A 19,778-nucleotide genomic window follows, 5' to 3' on the forward strand; every position below is an offset into this window, starting at 1 on the left:
ACGTATGCTACATGCTCATAGATTTGGTAGTGAATATTACTTAACCCCGCAGCCGGCGCCGCGGGAGCGGCGCCGGCCGGCTGTCCCTCCTCAGCGTGCGGCGCGCAGACGCGCCGTCGCCTCCGCATCGGGCTCGCCGGCGGCGGTGAGCGCGACGCCGTACTGCGCCCTGGCCTGCTCCGGGGCGATCAGGCCGAAGCGCACGTCGCGCGCGACCTGCGCCGGGTCGCGCGCGAAGGGATCGCCATAGCCGCCGCCGCCCGGCATTTCGACGATCAGCCGGTCGCCGGCGGGGATGACCTGGAAGCCCTTCACCTTCATGGCACCGCCGGAGCCGAGGCTGAGGCTGCCCGTCGCGCCGGGCGCGCCGCCATGCCGGCCGCGCGCGGGATATTCGCCGCGTTCGAACCGCGCCTGGATGCCGAAGGCCGTGCCTTCGCGGTTGGCGATCTCCATGCGCTGGCCGAGCCCGCCGCGCTGCCGGCCGGCGCCGCCCGAGCCCTGGCGCAACTCCTTCCTCCAGACGACGAGCGGTGTGATCGCCTCGGTGATCTCGACCGGCACGTTGCGCACGCCCGACGGGAAGGGTGTCGCCGAAAGCCCATCCTGCTTCGGCCGCGCGCCGGCGCCGCCGGAATGGAAGGTGGTCACGTTGAAGCTGCGGATCGCGCTGCCCTCGGTGCCGGTCAGCCCATGGCCGGCGAGCAGGCTCAGGTTCCAGAGGCTCGAGGTGCCCTCGGCCGGCACCAGATCCGGGATCGCCTGATCGAGGCAGCCATAGACCACGTCCGGCAGCATGTGGCCGATGACCGATCGCGCATAGACTGCGGCCGGATGCGGCGCATTGACGATGGTGTTCTCCGGCGCGGTGACGATGACGGCGTCGAGCGTGCCGGTGTTGTTCGGGATCCAGGGCGCCAGCGCTGCCTTCACGCCAAAGGAGGTATAGGCTTCCGTGTAGCAGATCGGGCAGTTGATGGCGTAGCGCGACAGGCCGGAGGTGCCGGTGAAATCGACCAGCACGCGATCGCCGGCAATGGTCAGCGTCGCGGCGAGCGTCACCGGCGCCTCGAAGCCGTCGATCGTCATGCTTGCGCTCCAGCGTCCCTGCGGCAGCTTCGCGATGACATCGGCCATGGCGCGGCGGCTGCGGGCGATGACCTGCTCGCCGAGCTCCTGGAGGTCGGTCAGGTGATACTCGCGCATCATCTCGACCAGGCGGACGCCGCCCTTCTCGTTGCAGGCGATCAGCGCGTAGATGTCGCCCACCACCTGCACCGGCTCACGCACATTGGCGCGCACCATGCCGATCAGGTCCTCGTTCATCCGGCCTTCGCGCACCAGGTACATCAGCGGGATGTAGAGGCCTTCGTGGTAGATCTGCCGGCCCTCGGCGCTGACGCCGAGGCCGCCGATATCGACCACATGCGTCGTGCTGGCGAACAGCGCGACCGCCTGGCCATCAAGGAAGATCGGCGTCACCACCGTCAGGTCGAAGAGGTGGCCGGTGCCCTTCCAGGGGTCGTTGGTGATCAGGACGTCGCCGTCCTTCAGCGTCTCGGCCGGGAAGTCGTTCAGGAAATGGACGACCGCGCGGGCCATGGAGTTGATGTGGCCGGGCGTGCCGGTGACTGCCTGGGCCAGCATCCGACCCTGCATGTCGAAGACGCCGGCCGAGATGTCGCCGGCCTCGCGCGCCGCGGTGCTGAAGGCGGTGCGGACCAGGGTCTGCGCCTGCTCCTCCACCACCGAGAGGAGGCGGTTCCAGAGGATCTGGATCTCGATCTCGCCGAGGGTGTTGCTCATCGGGCGGTCCTCTCGATCAGGATATGGCCGGCGGCGTTCGGCCCGGCCTGGAAGCCCAGCGGGACGAGGGTGGAGGTCTCGGCCTCCACGATCACCGCCGGGCCCTGGATGCGGGCACCGGCGGGCAGTGCGGCGCGCTCGTAGATCGCGGCCTCCAGCGCGGTCCCGGTGCCGGGGTCGATCAGGCTGCGCCGGCCGGAGGGCGCGGGCGCCGCGGCCGGTGGCGGGTCCGGGATGCGGGCCGGCAGCGGCTTGGCTTCCGCCAGCGACAGCGTCCAGGTCAGCGCCTCGATCTCGAGCTTCGGGATCGTGCGGCCATAGAGCGCGTGGTAGGTCGCCTCGAAGGCAGCGCGGAACACCGCGACGTCACCGGCGCCATAGACACCATCCGGCAGGATGACCGGCACCTCATGCCCCTGGCCGCGATAGCGCATGAAGCCGGTGCGCACCTCCTGCAGCGCGACATCAGGGGCGCCGAGCCGGACCACCGCCTCCGCCTCCTCGCGCATCGCGGCGAAGAGGTCGTTGACCAGCCCGGCGTCGAAGGCGTTGAGGCTGACGAGGCGCGTGCGCACCACCTCATAGCCGATCGGCGCACCGAGGAAGCCATGCGCGGAACCGACGCCGGCGCCGACCGGCACCAGCACCCGATCGATGCCGAGCTTCTGCGCCATGCGCGCGGCGTGCAGGGGTGCCGCGCCACCGAAGGCGATCATGGTGCGGCCGGCCGTCTCCTTGCCGTTCTCCACCGCATGGACGCGGGCGGCGTTGGCCATGGTCTCGGTGACGATCTCGGTGATGCCGAGCGCGGCCTGCTCCAACGACATCGCGAGCGGGTTGGCGACCGTCTCGGCGCAGGCGGTGGCGGAAGCCTCCGGGAAGAGGCTGATCTGGCCGCCGGCGAAGTGCGCCGGATCGATCCAGTGCAGCAGCAGGTCGGCGTCCGTCACTGTCGGCAAGGTGCCGCCGCGGCCATAGCAGGCGGGCCCGGGCATGGAGCCGGCGCTGTCGGGCCCGACGGTGATGCGGGACAGCCCGTCGACGCGGGCGATCGATCCGCCGCCGGCGCCGATCTCCACCATGTCGATCACCGGGATGCGCACCGGGATGCCGCTGCCCTTCACGAAGCGGGCGGCGCGCGCGATCTCGAAATGCCGCGCCTGCTGCGGCTTCATGTCGTCGATCAGGGTGATCTTCGCGGTGGTGCCGCCCATGTCGAAGGCGAGCGCCCGGTCGATGCCGCTTTCGGCTGCGATGAGCTGCGCCAGGATGGCGCCGCCCGCCGGCCCGCTCTCGACCAGGCGGATCGGGAAGCGGCGCGCAGTCTCGACCGTGGTGACGCCGCCCGAGGACATGATCAGCAGCAGTGGCGCGCGGGAGCCGAGGGCGCTGAGCCCTTCCTCCAGCCGCCGCAGATAGCTCTCCATCAGCGGCAGCACATAGGCGTTGGCGACGGTGGTCGAGGTGCGGTCATATTCGCGGATCTCGGGGCAGACCTCGCTCGAGATCGCGATGACCTCGGCCGGCAGGTAGCGGGAGAGGATCTCCTTGGCGCGGATCTCATGCGCGGCATTCTGGTAGGAATGCAGGAAGGAGATGGCCAGCGCCTCGATGTCGCCGGACGCGACTTGCTTGCCGATCGCGTCGAGCGCTTCCTCCCGCATCGGCAGCAGCACGGTCCCGTCAGCGGCCATGCGTTCCGGCACCTCGAGCCGCCAGGGGCGGGAGACCAGCGGCTCCGGCCGTTCCATATAGAGATCGTATTGCTCGAAGCGGTGCTCGTAGGCGATCTCGAGCGAATCGCGGAAGCCTTCGGTGGTCACCAGCGCGGTGCGCGCGCCCTTGCGCTCGATCAGCGCATTGGTGGCCAGCGTGGTGCCATGGATGACGAGAGCGAGGTCGGCGGCGGTGAGGCCGGCCTGGGCGAGGATGAGGTTGGTGCCCTCCAGCACCGCGCGTTCCGGCGCGCCATGCGTGGTCAGGACCTTGGTCGAGAACGCGCGTTCCGGAAGTTGCAACACGACGTCGGTGAAGGTGCCGCCGATATCGACGGCGAGGCGTGCGGTCTGGGTCATCGGGTCCTGTGGTGCGGGTGTCGGGTCATGGAAGCGGGTGGGTCAATCGGCTTTGATGTCGGCGGCGCGCACGACGGTGGTCCAGGTCGCGGTCTCCGCGCGGACGAAGGCGGCGAATTCGGCCGGCGGCAGCGGGCCGGGCTCGAAGCCGAGGCGGGCGAGCGGCTCGATCACCGCCGGCAGCGCCAGGAGCTTCGCGATTTCGGCGTGCAACCGCGCCAGGATCGGTGCCGGCGTGCCGGGCGGGGCGACGATGCCGTACCAATTGGCGATGTCGAAATCCGCGACCAGGCTGCCGACCGGGGGCACCTGCGGCGCCTGCGCCCAGCGGGCCATGCTGCTGATGGCGAGCAGCCGCAACTGGTCCTGCTGCACCATCGGCCAGGCAGAGGTGTCGCTGAAGAAGATGTCGACATTGCCGGCGATGAGATCGGTCAGCGCCGGCGCGGTGCCGCGATAGGGCACGTGGGTCATGCGCACGCCGAGCCGGAGGTTGAGCAACTCACCCGCCAAATGCGTGCCGGTGCCGACGCCGCCGGAGGCGAAGCGGATGGCGTCCGGCTGCCGCTTCAGGAGGTCGATGAAGCCGGCGAGGTCCTGGGCGGCCAGACCCTTGCGGCAGACCAGCAGCAGGGGGCTCAGCACCACGCGGGTGACGAAGCCGAGTGCCAGCGCATCATAGGGGGTGGGGCGCACCACGGGCCCCACAGTCATGTTGCCCGGGCTGACGATGGCGATCGTGTAGCCATCGGGGGGTGATTTCGCCATGGCGTCGACGCCGATCGCGCCGCCGGCGCCGGCCCGGTTCTCCACCACCACGGTCTGGCCGAGCGCGGCGCCGAGATGCTCGGCGACGATGCGGCCGGTGGCGTCGACACCACCGCCCGGGGAGAAGGGGACGATCAGGCGGATCGGTCGGCTCGGATAGGCCTGCCCCTGGGCGAGGGCAGCGCGCCCCATGGCTCCGGTCGCCAGGAGGGAGAGGCCAAGCTGGCGCCGCGAGAAGGGAAGGGGCATGCGTGATCTCCTTGGTCAGAACAGCCACCAGATGCCCGTGCCCGGTGTTCCCTTCCTGCTCCCGTCCGTGGCTCTCCGATCCCGGCGAGCCGGTCCGGATGGATTATGCGCTCATAGGTTGATAGTCGACCTCGACGCTCCATGCGATCATGCGCCAGGCAGCAGCGAAGACAAGGGACCCGGCGGCGATTTACGCGCCCTTTGCGCAGTGCCTGCTGGAGCATGATGCGCTCGCAAGCGCTCGCGAATCATGCTCCAGCCCTTTGTTTGATCGCGTGATTCAGACTTTTCGGCGAGTCCGCCTCAAGTCATCACGCTCTAGGCGATGGCACCGGCAAGGGTCGCTGGTGGAACGAGGGAATTGGATTTGAGAGGCCTACTTCTGCTGCTGCTGCAGGCCATCCTGTATTTCGCCGTGATGGCCGGGCTGCTCCGGCTGCGGCGACGCCTCGGGATCGGCGTCTTCGTCTGCGCCCTCGGCGTCATGCATTTCCTCGAGACCTATCTCGCGGCGGTCTTCTTCATCGAGCTTCCCTTCGGCCTGATCTCGCCGGGATCGACGGTGCTGTTCAGCGGCAAGCTCGCGATGATCCTGCTCCTCTATCTGCTGGAAGACGGGGAGACGGTGCGCCAGCCGATCTATGGCCTGCTGATCGGCAACATGCTGATGGTGGGCCTGGTGCTGCTGCTCCGGCTCTACGATCCGCCGGCGACGCTCACGGGCTACAACCCGGACCTGGCGCTGATCGACCATGTCGGCGTGCTCATGATCTGGGGCACGACGCTGCTCTTCATCGACAGCATCGCCATCATCGTGCTGTTCGATGCGATCGTGCGACGGCTTCGCGGCCAAGTCGTGCTGTCGGCGCTGCTGAGCCTCGCCGCCATCCTCACCTTCGACCAGATCCTGTTCTTCGTCGGGCTGCAACTGGTCGCGGGAACGCCGGCCTCGGCGCTGTTCGGTGGCTGGATCGCGAAGATGGGCGCTGCCGTAGCCTTCACCGCGATGACCGCGATCTATCTGCGCTGGGGGGAACAGCGGCCGGCATCGCCCGAAACCGGGGGCGTCGCCGACGTCTTCAGCAAGCTGACCTACCGCTACCGCTACGAGGAACTGCTGAACCGGAGCCGCACGGATGCGCTGACCGGGGCGTGGAACCGTCAGCAGCTCGATGTCGCGGGGCCCCAGCACCTGGCTCAGGCAGCGGCGCGGGGCAGGGCCTTCGGCCTGGCGATCATCGATATCGACCACTTCAAGCAGTTGAACGATTCGCTCGGCCATCAGGCGGGCGACGCGGCGCTGGTGGGCGCGGTCGTGGCGATGAAGTCCTCCATCCGCCCCGGCGACCAGATCTTCCGCTATGGCGGGGATGAGTTCGTGGTGATCTGCGGCGGCGTGCCGGCGGAGGACTTCCTGGCCTATGCCGAGCGGCTCCGGGCCGCGGTCGCCCAGGCCGATGGCGGCGCGCTGACCGCCAGCATCGGCATCGCGACTTTTCCGGGCGATGGGGCGGATTTCGGCGAGCTGATCCGGGCGGCGGATGCCCGCCTCTACGCGGCGAAACGCGATGGCCGCAACCGGGTGGCCAGCGGGACCATGTAGCGGCCGGCCGGTCGGCTGGCGCATCCCGCGGACGGCTGACACACTCCGTCGCCCGCGACAGCGCGGGCCTGGAAAAGACGGGGACGGTCCATGGACATCATGCCCGGATTCACGCTCACCGATATCGAGACCAGCGGCGCGCGCATCCGCCTGCGACACGGCGGCAATGGGCCGCCGCTGCTCCTGCTGCACGGCAATCCGCTGACCCATGTCGCCTGGCATAAGGTCGCACCAAGGCTGGCGGAGCGGTTCCATGTCGTCGCCGCCGACCTGCGCGGCTATGGCGACAGCTCGGCGCCGCCGGAGGGGCCCGGTTCCGTCAACTACTCCTTCCGCGCCATGGCGCTCGATCAGGTCGAGGTCATGAAGGCGCTGGGCTATGACCGCTTCCACGTCGCGGGCCATGACCGCGGCGGCCGCACCACCCACCGCATGTGCCTCGACCATCCGGAGGCGGTGATCAAGGCCGCGATCATTGATATCGTGCCGACGCTCGACATGTGGGCGGCGATGGACAAGCAGGGCGCCATCGGCAGTTGGCACTGGCCCTTCATGGCGCAACCCGCGGATTTCCCGGAGCGCATGCTGGGCGGCGTCCCGGCCGATTGGTACATGCGCAAGAAGCTGCTGAAGCAGACCGCCGACCTGGACTACATCCCACCGGCGATCTGGGATGAATATGTCCGCTGCTTCAACGAGAAGACGATCCGCGGCTCCTGCGCCGACTACCGCGCGACCGCGACCATCGATTGCGAGCTCGACACCCAGGATCTCGGCCGGAAGATCGAGATGCCGATCCTGTTGCTGTGGGGGAAGAACAGCGGCGTCGGCAAGCGCTTCGCCGATCCGCTCGGCCTCTGGCGGCAGCGCGCGGCGGATGTCCGCGGCGAGGCGCTGCCGAGCGGCCACTACGTGAACGAGGAAGCGCCGGAGCAGGTGCTCGACTGGTTCTTGCGCTTTTTCGGCTGAGCGTGATGACTTGAGGCCGTTGGCCGAAAAGTCTGAATCACGCGATCAAATTCGGTAGGAGCGTGATGACTTGAGGCCATCGGCCGAAAAGTCTGAATCACGCGATCAAACTAGGGCGCCGGACGCCGCCGGCCCCAGAGGAAGCGGCGGGCGGCGGCCAGGCGGAGCGTGAGCCCGCCGCCTGGGCCACCGAACCGGCCGCGGACCCGGCGCGCGAGCGCGGCCACCATCTCCCGCCCGCGGCGCAGCGTCGTGCGCGCCGCCTGCCAGGCGGGGAAGGCCTCGAGATAGGCATGCGCCCGCGCCAGCAGGCGCGTGACGATGCCATGCAGCCAGGCGAAGCTCGGCAGCTCCAGCAGCCGCGGCTCGGCCAGCGCGTAGAGCCGCGCGGAGATCGCGGTGCCGAGCAGCTTGGCGCCGATCGCCAGTGCCAGCCCGGCAAGGACCTGATGATGGGCGATCAGCCAGAGCGCCGCGATCTTGAGCGGAAACAGCAGCGCGATCGGGATCAGGAACAGCGCGAAGACCAGCCGCGCATCGAGCCGCCGGACCAGGTCCTCCAGCGTCGCGACGAAGGGGATGCGCGCGATCAGCGCGCCGATCGCGCGCGCCCAGCGCCAGACCGTCTCCTCCCAGAGGACGACGGCGAAGGCGAGGATCAGCAGGACCGATTTCAGCGCGAGGCGCAGCGTGCGGCGGAGGGGCATGGGCGGGAATATAGGGTTTCGGCGACGCGATGCCGAGGCGCAACGGTCCTGCGGCTCGCCTCCGGTCATGGTCCGCTTCGGGGCCGCCGGGGCAGCAGGCTTCTGATCCGGCGAGCAGATTCACGCCTCCGGGCGAATTCCGCCCTTCGGCGATCTGCTCTAGCATGGGCGGGAACGACTGGCAGCGAGGGGATCGACGGGGCGATGCTGGATCAGACGGGCGGGAATGGCGCATCCGACACCGATGTGCTGGTGATCGGCGGCGGACCCGCGGGCTCGACCGCGGCGGCGCTCCTCGCCAAGGCCGGGCGCCGCGTCACTCTGCTGGAGAAGGAGGCGCATCCCCGCTTCCACATCGGCGAGAGCCTGCTGCCCCGCAACCTCGATATCCTGGAACGGCTCGGCGTGCTGGAGGCGGTGCGCGGCATCGGCGTGCACAAGCCGGGCGCGGAATTCGTCTCCGACCGCACCGGCCGCAGCTTCGCCTTTCCCTTCGCGCAGGCCCTGAACCGGTCGCGCACCCATGCCTGGCAGGTGAAGCGCGCCGATTTCGATGCGCTGCTCTTCGCCAATGCCCGCCGCCTCGGCGCCGAGACCCTGGAGCAGACGCGCGTCACCGATGTTCGCTTCGGCGCAGCCGGCGAACGGGCCGAGGTCGCGGCGCGCGGCCCGGCCGGGGAGGCGCTGGCCTTCCGGCCGCGCTACGTGCTGGACGCCTCCGGCCGCGACACCTTCCTGGCCGGGCGGATGCGGGTGAAGGTCTCCAACAAGTACAACAACACGGCCGCGATCTATGCGCATTTCCAGGGCGTGGAGCGGCGGAGCGGCGAGCTCGACGGCTATATCAGCATCCATCTCGCCGAGGATGGCTGGTTCTGGCTGATCCCGCTGCCGGGCGACGTGATGAGCATCGGCTTCGTCGGCAACCAGTCGGCCTGGAAGGGACGCCAGGGGACGCCGCAGGAGCTGTTCCTGGCGCGCATCGCGTCGAGCCCGACTGTCGCGGCGCGTGCGCGCGGGGCGACGATGATGTCGGAGGTCTACAGCACCGGAAACTACAGCTATCGCGCGGCGCAGGGGCATGGCGACGGCTTCCTGATGATCGGCGATGCCTATGGCTTCGTCGATCCGATGTTCTCGACCGGCGTGCTGATGGCGATGACGGCGGGTGAGCTCGGCGCGGAAGCGGCGGATGCCTGGCTGGACAACCCGGCGCGCGGGCAGCGCCTGGCGGCGCGCACCAACCGGGAGCTGGCGCGCGCGATGGACCGCATCAGTTGGCTGATCTACCGGATCAACGACCCGGTCATGCGTTCGCTTTTCATGGCGCCGCGCAACACGCTGCTGATGCGCGACGGCATCATCAACATGCTGGCCGGCAACCTGCGCGGCGACCTGCGCGCGACGCTGCCGATCCTCTCCTTCAAGGCGGTCTTCCATTTGCTGTCGGCGCTGCATCGCCGCGGCCTCGGGCCACCGATGCCGGAGGCGCTGCCGGAAGGCGCGCGCGGAGTCTAGGACGCGCCGAGGGGGCAGGCTTGCGCTTCCCGTTCCTGTCATGAATCTGTCATGATCGCCGCCTGCGTCGCTGCGCCGTAGCGGGCGACGATTGGGAGGAACGACAGACCATGATCCGCTCGACGCTCGCCGCCGCCTGTCTCGCCGCGATCGCCGCCTGGGCGCCGGAAGCGGTGGCCCAGGCCCCCGCCTGCGGGCATCGCGGCGCGCTGGACGAGGCCTATTGCGACGAGGATCGCGACATGGTCGCCGATGCGCCGAGCGATCCGGCACGCCAGCGCGACCCCTCTACCCTGGTCTTCGCCTATACCCCGGTCGAGGATCCGGCCCTCTATGCCAGCCAGTTCCGGCCCTTCACGGACCATCTGACGCGCTGCACGGGCAAGCGCACCGTCTATTTCCAGGTGACCGCCAACGCCGCCCAGGTCGAGGCGATGCGCAGCGGCCGCCTTCATATCGCGGGCTTCTCGACCGGCCCCACCGCCTTCGCGGTCAACCTCGCGGGCGCGGTGCCCTTCGCGGTCAAGGGTGGCGAGCAGGGCTATGAGAGCTATCGCGTCGCCATGATCGTGCGCGCCGACAGCCCCTTCCAGTCGCTGACCGACCTGCGCGGGCGGCGCGTGGCGCACACCTCGGCGACATCCAATTCCGGCAACCTGGCGCCGCGCGCCTTCTTCCCAGGCCTGGGGCTGACGCCGGACACCGATTACCGGGTGATCTTCTCGGGCGGGCACGACCGCAGCGTGATGGGTGTGAATGCCGGCGACTATGACGCGGCGCCGGTCGCCTCCGACGTCTACAACCGCATGATCGGGCGCGGCCAGGTGCGGCGGGAGACCTTCCGCACCATCTGGGAGAGCGCGCCGTTCCCGACCTCCTCCTTCGCGCTGGCGCATGACCTGCGGCCGGAGCTCGCGGCGCGCATCCGGCAATGCTTCTTCGACTTCCGCTTCCCGGACGCGATGCGCCGCGACCTCGGCGGCAATGACCGCTTCTGGCCGGCGACCTACCTGCGCGACTGGGAGCCGGTGCGCCAGGTCGCGGATGCGGTGAACGCGCCCTACAACCGCGCCGCCTTCGACGCGGAAGCGGCCCGCGAGCGGGCGGCCGAGGAGCGGCGCCGTCAGCAGGCGCCGCAGCAGCCCGGCCGCGCCCCGTGATGCTGGCGCCGTCGCCCCCGCTCTCGATCCGGGGCCTGTTCAAGGAATACGTCCCCGGCAAGCCGGTGCTGCGCGGGCTCGACCTCGATGTCGAGGCGGAGGGGATCACCGCGATCATCGGCCCTTCCGGCACCGGCAAGTCGACCTTGCTCCGCTGCATCAACCGGCTGGTCGAGCCGACCTCGGGCGAGATCCGGCTGCATGGGGAGAACCTGGCGGCGCTGCGCGGCCGGGCGCTGAGGCTCGCGCGGCGCCGGATCGGCATGGTGTTCCAGGAATACAACCTCGTGGAACGCCTGTCGGTGATGGAGAACGTGCTCTGCGGGCGGCTCGGGCATGTGGCGCTGTGGCGGGTATTCCTGCGGCGCTACCCGCAGGCCGATATCGATCGCGCCTTCGCGCTGCTCGATGCCGTCGGCCTGCCGGAGCATGCGACGCGGCGCGCCGATGCACTCTCGGGCGGGCAGCGCCAGCGCGTCGGCATCGCCCGCGCGCTGATGCAGCGGCCGGACCTGCTGCTCGCCGATGAGCCGACCTCCTCCCTCGACCCGCGCACCGCAGTCGAGGTGCTGGAGCTGCTGGCGCGGCTGACCGGGGAGGTCGGCGTGCCGGTGCTGCTCAATATCCATAATGTCGAGCTCGCCCGCCGCTTCGCGCGCCGGGTGATCGGGCTCTCGGAAGGGGCCGTCATTTATGACGGCCCGCCGGACGGGCTGCGCGACGCGCATCTCCGCGCCATCTACGGCGGCGAGGATTGGCTGTGAGCGCCGCCGCGCGCCGCGCCTTCGCGCCGAACTGGGCGGCCCGCGCCGGCTTCGCCGCACTCGCGCTCTACGTCGTCTATGCGACGGCGCAGCTCGATCTGACCTGGGCTCGGCTGTCGATCGGCTTCGGCGAGGCGGGGCGCCTGTTCGCGCGCATGCTGCCGCCCAACTTCGCCCGCTGGGAGCTGCTGGCGGAAGGCATGCTGGAGAGCCTGCAGATCGCCGTGCTCTCGACCGCGCTCGGCATCCTGCTGTCGCTGCCGCTCGGGCTGCTGGCGGCACGCAACATCGCGCCCTGGTTCGTCGCGGTGCCGGTGCGCGGCTTCATCGCCGTGTGCCGGTCGCTGCACTACGTGATCGTCGCGATCCTCTTCGTGAAGGCGCTGGGCTTCGGGGCGCTGGCGGGCGTCGCGGCGCTGACGGTCGCCTCCATGGGCTTCATCGCCAAGCTCTTCGCCGAGGCGGTGGAGGAGATCTCGATGAAGCCGGTCGAGGCGGCGCGGGCGGCGGGCGGCGGCACGCTCGCGGTGCTGATCCATGCGGTGCTGCCGCAGGTCGCGTCGCGCTTCACCGGCTTCTGCCTCTATCAGCTCGATTCCAACCTCAGGAACTCGACGCTGGTCGGCATCGTCGGCGCGGGCGGCATCGGCGGCACGCTGTTCGCGGCCTTCAAGCGCTTCGACTACGATTTCGTCTCGGCGATTCTGATCGCGATCATCGCCCTGATCTTCCTGGCCGAGCTGCTGTCCGGCCGCATCCGGGCAGCGATGCGGTGAGCATGGCGGTCCGCGATCCCGCGGCGCCGCTCCGGCGCGAATGGCACCGTTTCACGCCGGCCGAGCGGCTGGCGCGCTGGGCGCTCGGGCTCGTCTGCGTCGCGGCCCTGGTCTGGGCGGTCCGGGCGATCGACATCATCCCGGAATTCCTGGCCGACGCACCGGAACAGATGGCCGACCTGCTGGTGCGCATGTGGCCGCCCGACCTCGCGCATTACTACCCGGCAGTGCATGTGGCGCTGATCGAGACGCTGCATATCGCGACCCTCGGCACCATCCTGAGCTTCTTTCTGGCGGTGCCGGTGGCGCTGATGGCGGCGCGCAACATCTGCCGCGTGAAGGCGCTGAACCTGCTGGCCCAGCTCATCCTGGTGTCCTCCCGCTCGGTCAATTCCCTGGTCTGGGCGCTGATCTTCGTCGCGGTCTTCGGGCCCGGACCGGCGGCGGGCACCATGGCGATCGCCTGCCGGTCGGTGGGCTTCGTCGGCAAGCTGCTGGCCGAGGCGCTGGAGGAGACGGCGCCGGGGCCCCAGGAGGCGCTGCGCGCCGCCGGCGCGCCCTGGGGGCACATCATGGCGAAGGGCATCTGGCCGCAGGTGCAGCCGGCCTTCTGGGGCATCGCGCTGTTCCGCTGGGACATCAACGTGCGGGAAAGCGCGGTCCTCGGCCTGGTGGGCGCAGGCGGGATCGGCGTGGTGCTGGACGACGCCATCAATTTCTTCCAGTGGGAGCGGGTGGCGACGGTGTTGCTGGCAGTGCTGGCCGTCGTGGTGGTGGCGGAGGTCGTCGTCACCCGCATCCGCGCGCGGCTGATTTGAACGGGCGGGCGGTAGCGTAACAGCTCAATATTCCGCTTGGCAGCACGGGGTCGCGGCTCTCTTATACGGGGGACGCAGGAGGAAACACTCGCATGACACCCCTCGACCCGGCGCGGCCGAAGCCGTTGCCGACGCCGGAGACCCGGCATTTCTGGGACGGCACCAAGGCCGGCAAGCTGTTGCTGCAGCGCTGCGGCGACACCGGCCAGGCCTATTTCCCGCCGCGCCCCTTCAGCCCCTTCACCGGCACCCGCAATGTCGAGGTCTTCGAGGCGAGCGGCCGCGCGACCTTGCTCAGCTACGTCATCCATCACCGCCCGGCGCCCGGCTTCACGCCGCCCTACGCCATCGCGGTGGTGAAGCTCGCAGAAGGGCCGCAGATGATGACCAACATCATCGACTGCCCGCAGACGCCGGAGGCGCTGGTCCTCGACATGCCGCTCGAGGTCGCCTTCGTGCCGCTCGACGACGCGATCACCCTGCCGTTGTTCCGTCCGGCGGAGGCACGCTGATGTACAAGCCAGGATCCGTCGCCGTCGTCGGCGCCGCCGAGACCACCCGCCTCGGCGTCATCCCCGAGCTCTCCGAGATCGGCCTGCACGCCGATGCCGCGCTGAACGCGCTGGCCGATGCCGGGCTGAAGCCCACCGACATCGATGGCCTCGCCTGTGTCGGGCAGATGCGGCCGCAGATGGTGGCGCACTACCTCGGCATCACGCCGCGCTGGGTGGACGGCACCGGGGTCGGCGGCTGCTCCTTCATGCTGCATGTCCGCCATGCCGCGGCGGCGATCGCGGCCGGCTACTGCAACACCGTGCTGATCACCCATGGCGAGAGCGGCAAGTCCCGCGTCGCGCCGATCGCGCGCGCGCCGGAGCCGGGCAGCCTCGCCGGCCAGTTCGAGGTGCCCTTCGGCCCGGTCGGTCCGCCGACGCTCTTCCCGATCCCCGTGCTGCGCTACATGAAGACCTACGGCGTCACGCATGAGCAGATGGCGATGGTCGCCGTCGTGCAGCGCGAATGGGCGGCGAAGAACCCGCGCGCAGCTTTCCGCGATCCGATCACCGTGGATGACGTCCTGAACAGCCGGATGATCGCCTATCCGTTCCGGCTGCTGCAATGCTGCCTGGTGACGGATGGCGGCGGCGCGCTGATCCTGACCAGCGCCGACCGCGCCAAGGACTTCCCGACCAGGCCCGCCTATATCCTGGGCTCGGGCGAGAGCGTCGAGACCACCATGGTCAGCCAGATGGCGGACTTCACCTCCTCCCGCGCCTTCCGGGTGGCAGGGCCGGAGGCGTTCCGGATGGCGGGCATCAAGCATGCCGATGTCGATCACCTCATGATCTACGACGCCTTCGCGCATCTGCCGATGTACGGGCTCGAGGATCTCGGCTTCGTGGGACGGGGCGAGGCGAAGGACTTCATCTGGGAGCGCAACACCGCCCCGGGCGGCAAGCTGCCGATGAACACCAATGGCGGCGGCCTCTCCTATACCCATACCGGCATGTACGGGATGTTCGCGCTCCAGGAGAGCGTGCGGCAGGTGCGCGGCACCGCGCCGGCGCAGGCGGGTGACGTGAAGATCGCGGTCAGCCATGGCGTCGGCGGCATGTTCTCGGCCAGCGGCACCATCGTCTTCGGCCGCGACCGGCCGTAGCGACGGGCGGCGCTGCGGATCAGGGCGGATCCCGCTCAGGTGGAAGCATCTGAGCGGGGGCTTCCGGGCAGGTGGTCAGGCGCCGTCGCGCTGGCGCGCTCGGGCCGCCCCAGCGCGCCGTCTCGCGCCCTCTCCATATCCCGGACCGGCGGCAGGCCGAACATCCGGCCATACTCCCGGGTGAATTGGGGCACGCTCTCATAGCCGACGGCGAAGGCTGCCCGGCTTGCCGGCACACCCTCGGACATCATCAGGCGGCGTGCCTCGATCAGGCGCAGCTGCTTTTGGAACTGCAGCGGCGAGAGGGAGGTCACGGCGCGGAAGTGCCGGTGGAAGGAGGAGGGGCTCATCCCGGCCACCGCCGCCAGGCGCTCGACCGGCAGCGGCCCTGCAAACTCGGCTCGCAGCACGGCGACCGCACGCGCCACACGCTGCGCCTGCCCCTCCGGCCAGCCAAGGCGCCGAATGGCCGCCCCATGGCGGCCAGCCAGAAGCCAGTAGTGCAGCTCGCGCAGCCGCAGCGCATGCAGCACCGGCTCCAGCGTCGGGCGCTCCAGCAGCCGCATCAGCCGCAGCGCCGCGTCGGCGACCTCGGCGTCGGTGCGTTCGACCCGCACTGGCGCGCCTTCAGCGACGAGACCGGCCTGCATCTGCAGGACGAGGTCCGCGACGATGGCCGGATCCAGCTCCAGGACGAGCGAGAGGTAGGGCGCGGCGACGGTAGCGCGCGTGATCTGGCTCACGGTGGGCACATCCGCTGAGATGAGAAGGGTATCGCCGGCACCGAAGGTGAGGCTGTGCGGACCCATCGTGACCTGCTTGCCCCCTTGCAGGACAAGACAGATCAACGGCCGGGAGATCTCGTGGATCAGGCCGCTGGGCGAGGTCGCGCGGACCGTCCCGAGGCCCGGGATCGGGGTCTGTGCGAGACCAGCCGCATTGGCATGGAACTCGGTGTAACGGCTGATGGCGTCGAGCAAGCTGTCTGTCATGGCGTTTCCATATCTGGTCGCCGCACATCTGATGGCACTGCCCTGGTCGGATTAGGCAAGAAACGGCGCGATCCCGGCAAGGACGGAGGGCCCTGCGCCCCAAGATCGGAACGGTCACGCCACAGGAGCCAGGACATGACCAAGATCGCTCTCGTCACCGGTGCCAGCCGCGGCCTCGGCCGCAATGCCGCGCTCAACATCGCCCGCCGCGGCGGCGACCTCATCCTCACCTATCAGAGCCGCGGCGCAGACGCCGAGGCCGTTGCCGCCGAGATCGCGGCCATGGGCCGCAAGGCGGTCGCGCTGCAGCTCGACACCGGCGGGGTCGCCGGCTTCCCGTCCTTCGCCGAAGGTCTGCGGAGGGTGCTGCGCGAGACCTGGCATCGCGAGACCTTCGATCATCTCGTGAACAATGCCGGTCACGGCGATCATGCCCTGATCGCCGACACCAGCGAAGCGCAGTTCGACAGGCTGGTCGATGTCCACTTCAAGGGCGTCTTCTTCCTCACCCAGGCGCTGCTGCCGCTGATCGCGGATGGCGGCCGCATCGTGAATCTGTCTTCCGGCCTGACCCGGGTGTCCGCCCCCGGCTGGGCCGCCTATGCGGCCGTGAAGGGCGCGGTCGAGGTGCTCAGCATCTATATGGCAAAGGAGCTGGGCGGGCGCGGCATCGCGGTCAACACGGTGGCGCCGGGCGCGATCGAGACGGATTTCTTCGGCGGCGCCGTCCGCGACACGCCGGCGTTCAACACATTCTTCGCCGAGATGACGGCGCTCGGCCGCGTCGGCGTGCCGGACGATATCGGGCCGATGATCGCGAGCCTGCTGTCGGAAGAGAATCGCTGGGTCAATGCGCAGCGGATCGAAGTCTCCGGCGGCCAAGGCATCTGAGCGGGGCAGGCTAACCGATCAGCGGCCCGACCCGCTTCGCGAGCTCGACGAGCTTCGGGCCGAATTCCCGCTCCAGGCGCTGGACCGCACCGGCTTCATAGCTGGTGCAGTTCATCGCCAGGATGCGCGTACCGTCGCGGGACCTGATCGGCACCCCGACCGCGCGAACGCCGCGCGCCCATTCGCCATCGACCAGGCAGAAGCCGCGTGCCCGCACCTGGGCGATGCCATCCTCCACCCGCGCCCTGAGGGCCGGCCAATCATTGCGGTAGCGCTGCTCGAAGCGGGCATAGGCTTCCGCCCGCGCCGTCTCCGACAGCGCCGCCAGCCAGGCGCGGCCGAGCGAGGAGCGCACCATCTCCACCCGGCTGCCGATCTCGAGGCGCATATCCTCGGGCGGCGCCGTGACCGCGCGCTCGACATACATCATCGCGAGCCCATCCGGGGCGGCCAGCGCCACCTGCCCGTGCGCGATCTCCGCAAGCTCCCGCATCGCGTTGCGCACCGCCAGACGTTCCGGCCGTGCGCCCAGCACCGGGTGCCCAAGCGCCAACAGCGGCGGCGCCGGCTCATACTTGCCGGTGCGCGTGACCTGGGTGAGGTAGCCGAGCTCGGTCAGCGTATAGGTGAGGCGGGAGACAGTGGGCTTCGGCAGCCCGGTCAACGCTGCGAGGTCGCTGTTGCCGAGCGCGCCGCGCCCCGGCACGAAGGCACGCAGCAGTTCCAGCCCGCGCGCCAACGCCCAGACGAATTTGCGGTCGCGCGCATAGGCGGCACCGACATCGCCGAGGTCGCGCAGCAGCGGCACCGCGGAGCGCGAGCGCGTCTTGCCCTGGTCGGCCTTCGCGGGCCGCCCGCGCGGACGCGGCGTGATCGGCATGCCTCCCTGTCTCCCCGTTTCGCTTGCCGGTAAAATGCGCAGCCCGGCGCGATATGGCAAGGGGCGGTCTCGCCTGTAGCCCAACTCGGCGTTAGCCTGCTCCAATGTCTACTAGGCTGCCCCCTTTGGCCGATCTGCAGGCCTTCGCGCATGTGGGCGAAACCCGCAGCCTGACGCGCGCCGCCGCGCTTCTCAACGTCACGCAGCCGGCGGTCAGCAAGCGGATCCGCGCGCTCGAGGCCTGGGTCGGGAAGCCGCTGGTCGAACGCCGCGCCAACCGCATCGCGCTGACCGAGGCGGGCGCCGCCTATGCCGCCGCCATCACCCAGGGCTTCGCGGTGCTGCAGGGGGCCACGGATGCGCTGATGCGGCCGCCGAGCGGGCCGCTCCGGGTCCGCGCCTATACGACCTGGGCGCTGCGCTGGCTGATCCCGCGCCTGCCGCAATACTACCTGCTGCAATCGGACCATGCGGTGGAGGTGACGACCTCCCTGCTGCCGGTCGATTTCTCGACCGACGCGGTGGACGCAGCGGTGCGGATGGCGCCCGGCAATGCGCCGCTGCCCGGCGCGACGCGGCTCTGGCGGCATGCGATCATGCCTTATGCGGCGCCCACCATCGCGGCCGCCGCGCGGGCGCGGCTCGGGGAGGCGACGCTGCTCGCGAGCCTGGCGCGGCCGCGCGATTGGGCGAGCTGGGCGGCGGCGCGCGGCGTCGCGTTGCCGGATCGCGTGGTCTCCTTCGAGAGCACCAGCCTCGCGATCCAGGCCGCGATCCAGGGTATGGGCGTGGTCATCGCCTCCCCGATGCTGGTCGAGGAGGATGTGCGGGAAGGGCGCCTCGCGCCGCTCGGCGATACGCCCCTGCAGACCGAGGATTACTACTGGCTGCTGATGCCGCCCGGCCGGGTGCGGCCGGAAGCGGTGATGTTCTGTGGCTGGCTGCTGCGTGAGATCAGCCTTCTGGAAGCGGGCTGAGCCAAACTCCTGGTTGGCCTACCCTGAGGCTTTCCCGCAGCGACAAGGGGCGCCTTCTGCGGCAGTTTCGCGTCGCTGCGCCGGTTGGAACCGGGCGGCAGGGAGGAAATACGGTGACCGAGCCTGGCGCCCCGCCGCTGTTCCGTACCCGGATCACGGAGCTCTTCGGCATCCGCCACCCCATTCTGGCGGGCGGGCTGATGTGGCTCTCGGATGCGCCCTATGTGGCCGCCGTCGTGAATGCCGGCGGCATGGGCTTCATCACCTCGCGCTCCTCCGCGACGCTGCCGGAATTCGAGGCACAGCTCGCGCGCTGCCGGGCGCTGACCGACGGCCGCTCCTTCGGCGTGAACCTCTCCACCTCCCGCCACACCACGGTGCCGCTGATGACCTATCTGGCGGCGGCGCTGGATCATGGCGTGCGCTTCTTCGAAACGGCGGGCCGGGCGCCCGCCGATGACCTGATTGCCGCGATCCGCAATGCCGGCGGCGTCGTCATCCACAAGGTGCCGCTGCTGCGCCACGCGATGACGGCTGAGCGCCTCGGCGTCGACGCCGTCGCGCTGGTCGGCATGGAATGCGGTGGGCACCCCGGTGCCAACACGGACATGCCGGCGATGCTCGGCGGCGCCATCGCGGCCGGGCGGCTCCGCATTCCCTATGCCATCGGCGGCGGCATCGGCACCGGCCGGCAGTTGCTGGCCGCACTCGCGCTCGGCGCCGATGCCGCTGTCATCGGCACCCGCTTCCTGGCCGCAGCCGAGGTCACGGCGCATGATGCCTACAAGCAGCGCGTCGTCGCCGCGGGCGAGGATGACAACCTGGTCGCCTTCGCCGGCAATACGCCGATGGGCGGCGCCTGGCGCGTGATGGCGAACGGCACGGCGCGGGAGATCCGGCGCCGCCAGGCGGAAGGCCTGGACGGCTTCGATGCCTATGCCGACCTGCTGAAGGGCACGCTGTCGCGCGACGCCTGCTACCGCGACGGCGACACGGAAAGCGGCATGCTCTCCATGGGCGCCGCTGCCTGCTTCATCGATCGCGTCGAGCCCATGGCAGCGATCATCGAGACCATCATCGCCGAGGCGGCGGCTTGCCGCGCGCGGCTCGACAGGCTGATGCCGGAAATGGCAGCGGCCATCGCATGACGAGGAACGGAAGAAAC

At 69.9% G+C, this 19,778-nt stretch carries 18 protein-coding genes; 12 read left to right on the forward strand and 6 right to left on the reverse strand.

Annotated elements, in window-relative coordinates:
* Positions 1-90: 90 nt before the first annotated feature.
* From GXW71_RS02515 to GXW71_RS02525, 3 genes are read right to left on the reverse strand one after another with little or no spacing between them, the layout of a single operon-like run.
* Positions 91-1,806, reverse strand: a complete 1,716-nt coding sequence (locus tag GXW71_RS02515; protein WP_211850809.1) for a hydantoinase B/oxoprolinase family protein — start codon at positions 1,804-1,806, stop codon at positions 91-93.
* Complete coding sequence (locus GXW71_RS02520; protein ID WP_211850810.1) at positions 1,803-3,881, reverse strand: hydantoinase/oxoprolinase family protein; 2,079 nt, start codon at positions 3,879-3,881, stop codon at positions 1,803-1,805. Before GXW71_RS02520 ends, GXW71_RS02515 begins: the two co-directional genes overlap by 4 nt.
* A 42-nt stretch (positions 3,882-3,923) precedes the next feature.
* On the reverse strand, positions 3,924-4,898 hold the full coding sequence (locus tag GXW71_RS02525; RefSeq protein ID WP_211850811.1) for a Bug family tripartite tricarboxylate transporter substrate binding protein: 975 nt from the start codon (positions 4,896-4,898) through the stop codon (positions 3,924-3,926).
* A 367-nt stretch (positions 4,899-5,265) separates the two neighbouring features.
* On the opposite strand from GXW71_RS02525, the gene GXW71_RS02530 reads away from it, so the two are divergent.
* Positions 5,266-6,501 (forward strand): GGDEF domain-containing protein, encoded by a 1,236-nt coding sequence (locus GXW71_RS02530; RefSeq protein ID WP_211850812.1) that lies wholly within the window; start codon positions 5,266-5,268, stop codon positions 6,499-6,501.
* 90 nt (positions 6,502-6,591) lie between these two features.
* Positions 6,592-7,470 carry an alpha/beta fold hydrolase gene (locus GXW71_RS02535; protein WP_211850813.1) on the forward strand — a complete coding sequence of 293 codons (879 nt, stop codon included), beginning with the start codon at positions 6,592-6,594 and terminating at the stop codon, positions 7,468-7,470.
* 110 nt (positions 7,471-7,580) lie between these two features.
* Here the strand turns inward: GXW71_RS02535 and GXW71_RS02540 are convergent, their stop codons facing one another.
* A complete protein-coding gene (locus GXW71_RS02540) occupies positions 7,581-8,177 on the reverse strand; it encodes a hypothetical protein (protein WP_211850814.1) in 597 nt (198 codons plus the stop codon).
* A 204-nt stretch (positions 8,178-8,381) separates the two neighbouring features.
* On the opposite strand from GXW71_RS02540, the gene GXW71_RS02545 reads away from it, so the two are divergent.
* The 7 genes from GXW71_RS02545 (at position 8,382) to GXW71_RS02575 (ending at position 14,873) form a co-directional block, all read left to right on the forward strand.
* Positions 8,382-9,695, forward strand: a complete 1,314-nt coding sequence (locus tag GXW71_RS02545; RefSeq protein WP_211850815.1) for an NAD(P)/FAD-dependent oxidoreductase — start codon at positions 8,382-8,384, stop codon at positions 9,693-9,695.
* 110 nt (positions 9,696-9,805) lie between these two features.
* Positions 9,806-10,855: a phosphate/phosphite/phosphonate ABC transporter substrate-binding protein gene (gene phnD / locus GXW71_RS02550; RefSeq protein ID WP_211850816.1), complete on the forward strand. Its 1,050-nt coding sequence runs from the start codon at positions 9,806-9,808 to the stop codon at positions 10,853-10,855.
* Positions 10,855-11,619, forward strand: coding sequence for a phosphonate ABC transporter ATP-binding protein (gene phnC, locus GXW71_RS02555; protein ID WP_211850876.1), 765 nt, complete (start codon positions 10,855-10,857; stop codon positions 11,617-11,619). The genes phnD and phnC overlap by 1 nt, the downstream gene beginning before the upstream one ends.
* Positions 11,616-12,395 carry a phosphonate ABC transporter, permease protein PhnE gene (gene phnE / locus GXW71_RS02560; RefSeq protein WP_211850817.1) on the forward strand — a complete coding sequence of 260 codons (780 nt, stop codon included), beginning with the start codon at positions 11,616-11,618 and terminating at the stop codon, positions 12,393-12,395. The genes phnC and phnE (GXW71_RS02560) overlap by 4 nt, the downstream gene beginning before the upstream one ends.
* A 2-nt stretch (positions 12,396-12,397) precedes the next feature.
* Positions 12,398-13,213, forward strand: coding sequence for a phosphonate ABC transporter, permease protein PhnE (phnE, locus tag GXW71_RS02565; RefSeq protein WP_211850818.1), 816 nt, complete (start codon positions 12,398-12,400; stop codon positions 13,211-13,213).
* Positions 13,214-13,305: 92 nt separating this feature from the next.
* A complete protein-coding gene (locus GXW71_RS02570; RefSeq protein ID WP_211850819.1) occupies positions 13,306-13,725 on the forward strand; it encodes a Zn-ribbon domain-containing OB-fold protein in 420 nt (139 codons plus the stop codon).
* Entirely contained in the window at positions 13,725-14,873 is a 1,149-nt protein-coding gene (locus GXW71_RS02575) for a thiolase C-terminal domain-containing protein (RefSeq protein WP_211850820.1), read from the forward strand. Before GXW71_RS02570 ends, GXW71_RS02575 begins: the two co-directional genes overlap by 1 nt.
* Positions 14,874-14,908: 35 nt before the next feature.
* Here GXW71_RS02575 and GXW71_RS02580 read toward each other — a convergent pair whose 3' ends face one another.
* Entirely contained in the window at positions 14,909-15,865 is a 957-nt protein-coding gene (locus GXW71_RS02580) for an AraC family transcriptional regulator (RefSeq protein ID WP_211850821.1), read from the reverse strand.
* Between the two features lie 135 nt (positions 15,866-16,000).
* Between GXW71_RS02580 and GXW71_RS02585 the strand changes: the two genes are divergently transcribed.
* On the forward strand, positions 16,001-16,756 hold the full coding sequence (locus GXW71_RS02585; protein ID WP_211850822.1) for an SDR family oxidoreductase: 756 nt from the start codon (positions 16,001-16,003) through the stop codon (positions 16,754-16,756).
* 10 nt (positions 16,757-16,766) lie between these two features.
* Here the strand turns inward: GXW71_RS02585 and GXW71_RS02590 are convergent, their stop codons facing one another.
* On the reverse strand, positions 16,767-17,636 hold the full coding sequence (locus GXW71_RS02590; protein ID WP_211850823.1) for an IclR family transcriptional regulator: 870 nt from the start codon (positions 17,634-17,636) through the stop codon (positions 16,767-16,769).
* Between the two features lie 125 nt (positions 17,637-17,761).
* Here GXW71_RS02590 and GXW71_RS02595 point away from each other — a divergent pair, with 125 nt between their 5' ends.
* A complete protein-coding gene (locus GXW71_RS02595; RefSeq protein WP_211850824.1) occupies positions 17,762-18,613 on the forward strand; it encodes a LysR family transcriptional regulator in 852 nt (283 codons plus the stop codon).
* Between the two features lie 113 nt (positions 18,614-18,726).
* Positions 18,727-19,761 (forward strand): NAD(P)H-dependent flavin oxidoreductase, encoded by a 1,035-nt coding sequence (locus GXW71_RS02600; RefSeq protein WP_211850825.1) that lies wholly within the window; start codon positions 18,727-18,729, stop codon positions 19,759-19,761.
* Positions 19,762-19,778: the final 17 nt, after the last annotated feature.

This window comes from Plastoroseomonas hellenica, from assembly GCF_018129085.1.
In the GTDB taxonomy this organism is placed as follows: domain Bacteria; phylum Pseudomonadota; class Alphaproteobacteria; order Acetobacterales; family Acetobacteraceae; genus Plastoroseomonas; species Plastoroseomonas hellenica.

Coding starts and splice junctions, on each gene's coding strand:
- GXW71_RS02515 (WP_211850809.1), bottom strand. CDS start 1,806: ATGAGCAACACCCTCGGCGAGATCGAGATCCAGATCCTCTGGAACCGC.
- GXW71_RS02520 (WP_211850810.1), bottom strand. CDS start 3,881: ATGACCCAGACCGCACGCCTCGCCGTCGATATCGGCGGCACCTTCACC.
- GXW71_RS02525 (WP_211850811.1), bottom strand. CDS start 4,898: ATGCCCCTTCCCTTCTCGCGGCGCCAGCTTGGCCTCTCCCTCCTGGCG.
- GXW71_RS02535 (WP_211850813.1), top strand. CDS start 6,592: ATGGACATCATGCCCGGATTCACGCTCACCGATATCGAGACCAGCGGC.
- GXW71_RS02540 (WP_211850814.1), bottom strand. CDS start 8,177: ATGCCCCTCCGCCGCACGCTGCGCCTCGCGCTGAAATCGGTCCTGCTG.
- GXW71_RS02545 (WP_211850815.1), top strand. CDS start 8,382: ATGCTGGATCAGACGGGCGGGAATGGCGCATCCGACACCGATGTGCTG.
- phnD (WP_211850816.1), top strand. CDS start 9,806: ATGATCCGCTCGACGCTCGCCGCCGCCTGTCTCGCCGCGATCGCCGCC.
- phnC (WP_211850876.1), top strand. CDS start 10,855: ATGCTGGCGCCGTCGCCCCCGCTCTCGATCCGGGGCCTGTTCAAGGAA.
- phnE (WP_211850818.1), top strand. CDS start 12,398: ATGGCGGTCCGCGATCCCGCGGCGCCGCTCCGGCGCGAATGGCACCGT.
- GXW71_RS02570 (WP_211850819.1), top strand. CDS start 13,306: ATGACACCCCTCGACCCGGCGCGGCCGAAGCCGTTGCCGACGCCGGAG.
- GXW71_RS02575 (WP_211850820.1), top strand. CDS start 13,725: ATGTACAAGCCAGGATCCGTCGCCGTCGTCGGCGCCGCCGAGACCACC.
- GXW71_RS02580 (WP_211850821.1), bottom strand. CDS start 15,865: ATGACAGACAGCTTGCTCGACGCCATCAGCCGTTACACCGAGTTCCAT.
- GXW71_RS02585 (WP_211850822.1), top strand. CDS start 16,001: ATGACCAAGATCGCTCTCGTCACCGGTGCCAGCCGCGGCCTCGGCCGC.
- GXW71_RS02590 (WP_211850823.1), bottom strand. CDS start 17,636: ATGCCGATCACGCCGCGTCCGCGCGGGCGGCCCGCGAAGGCCGACCAG.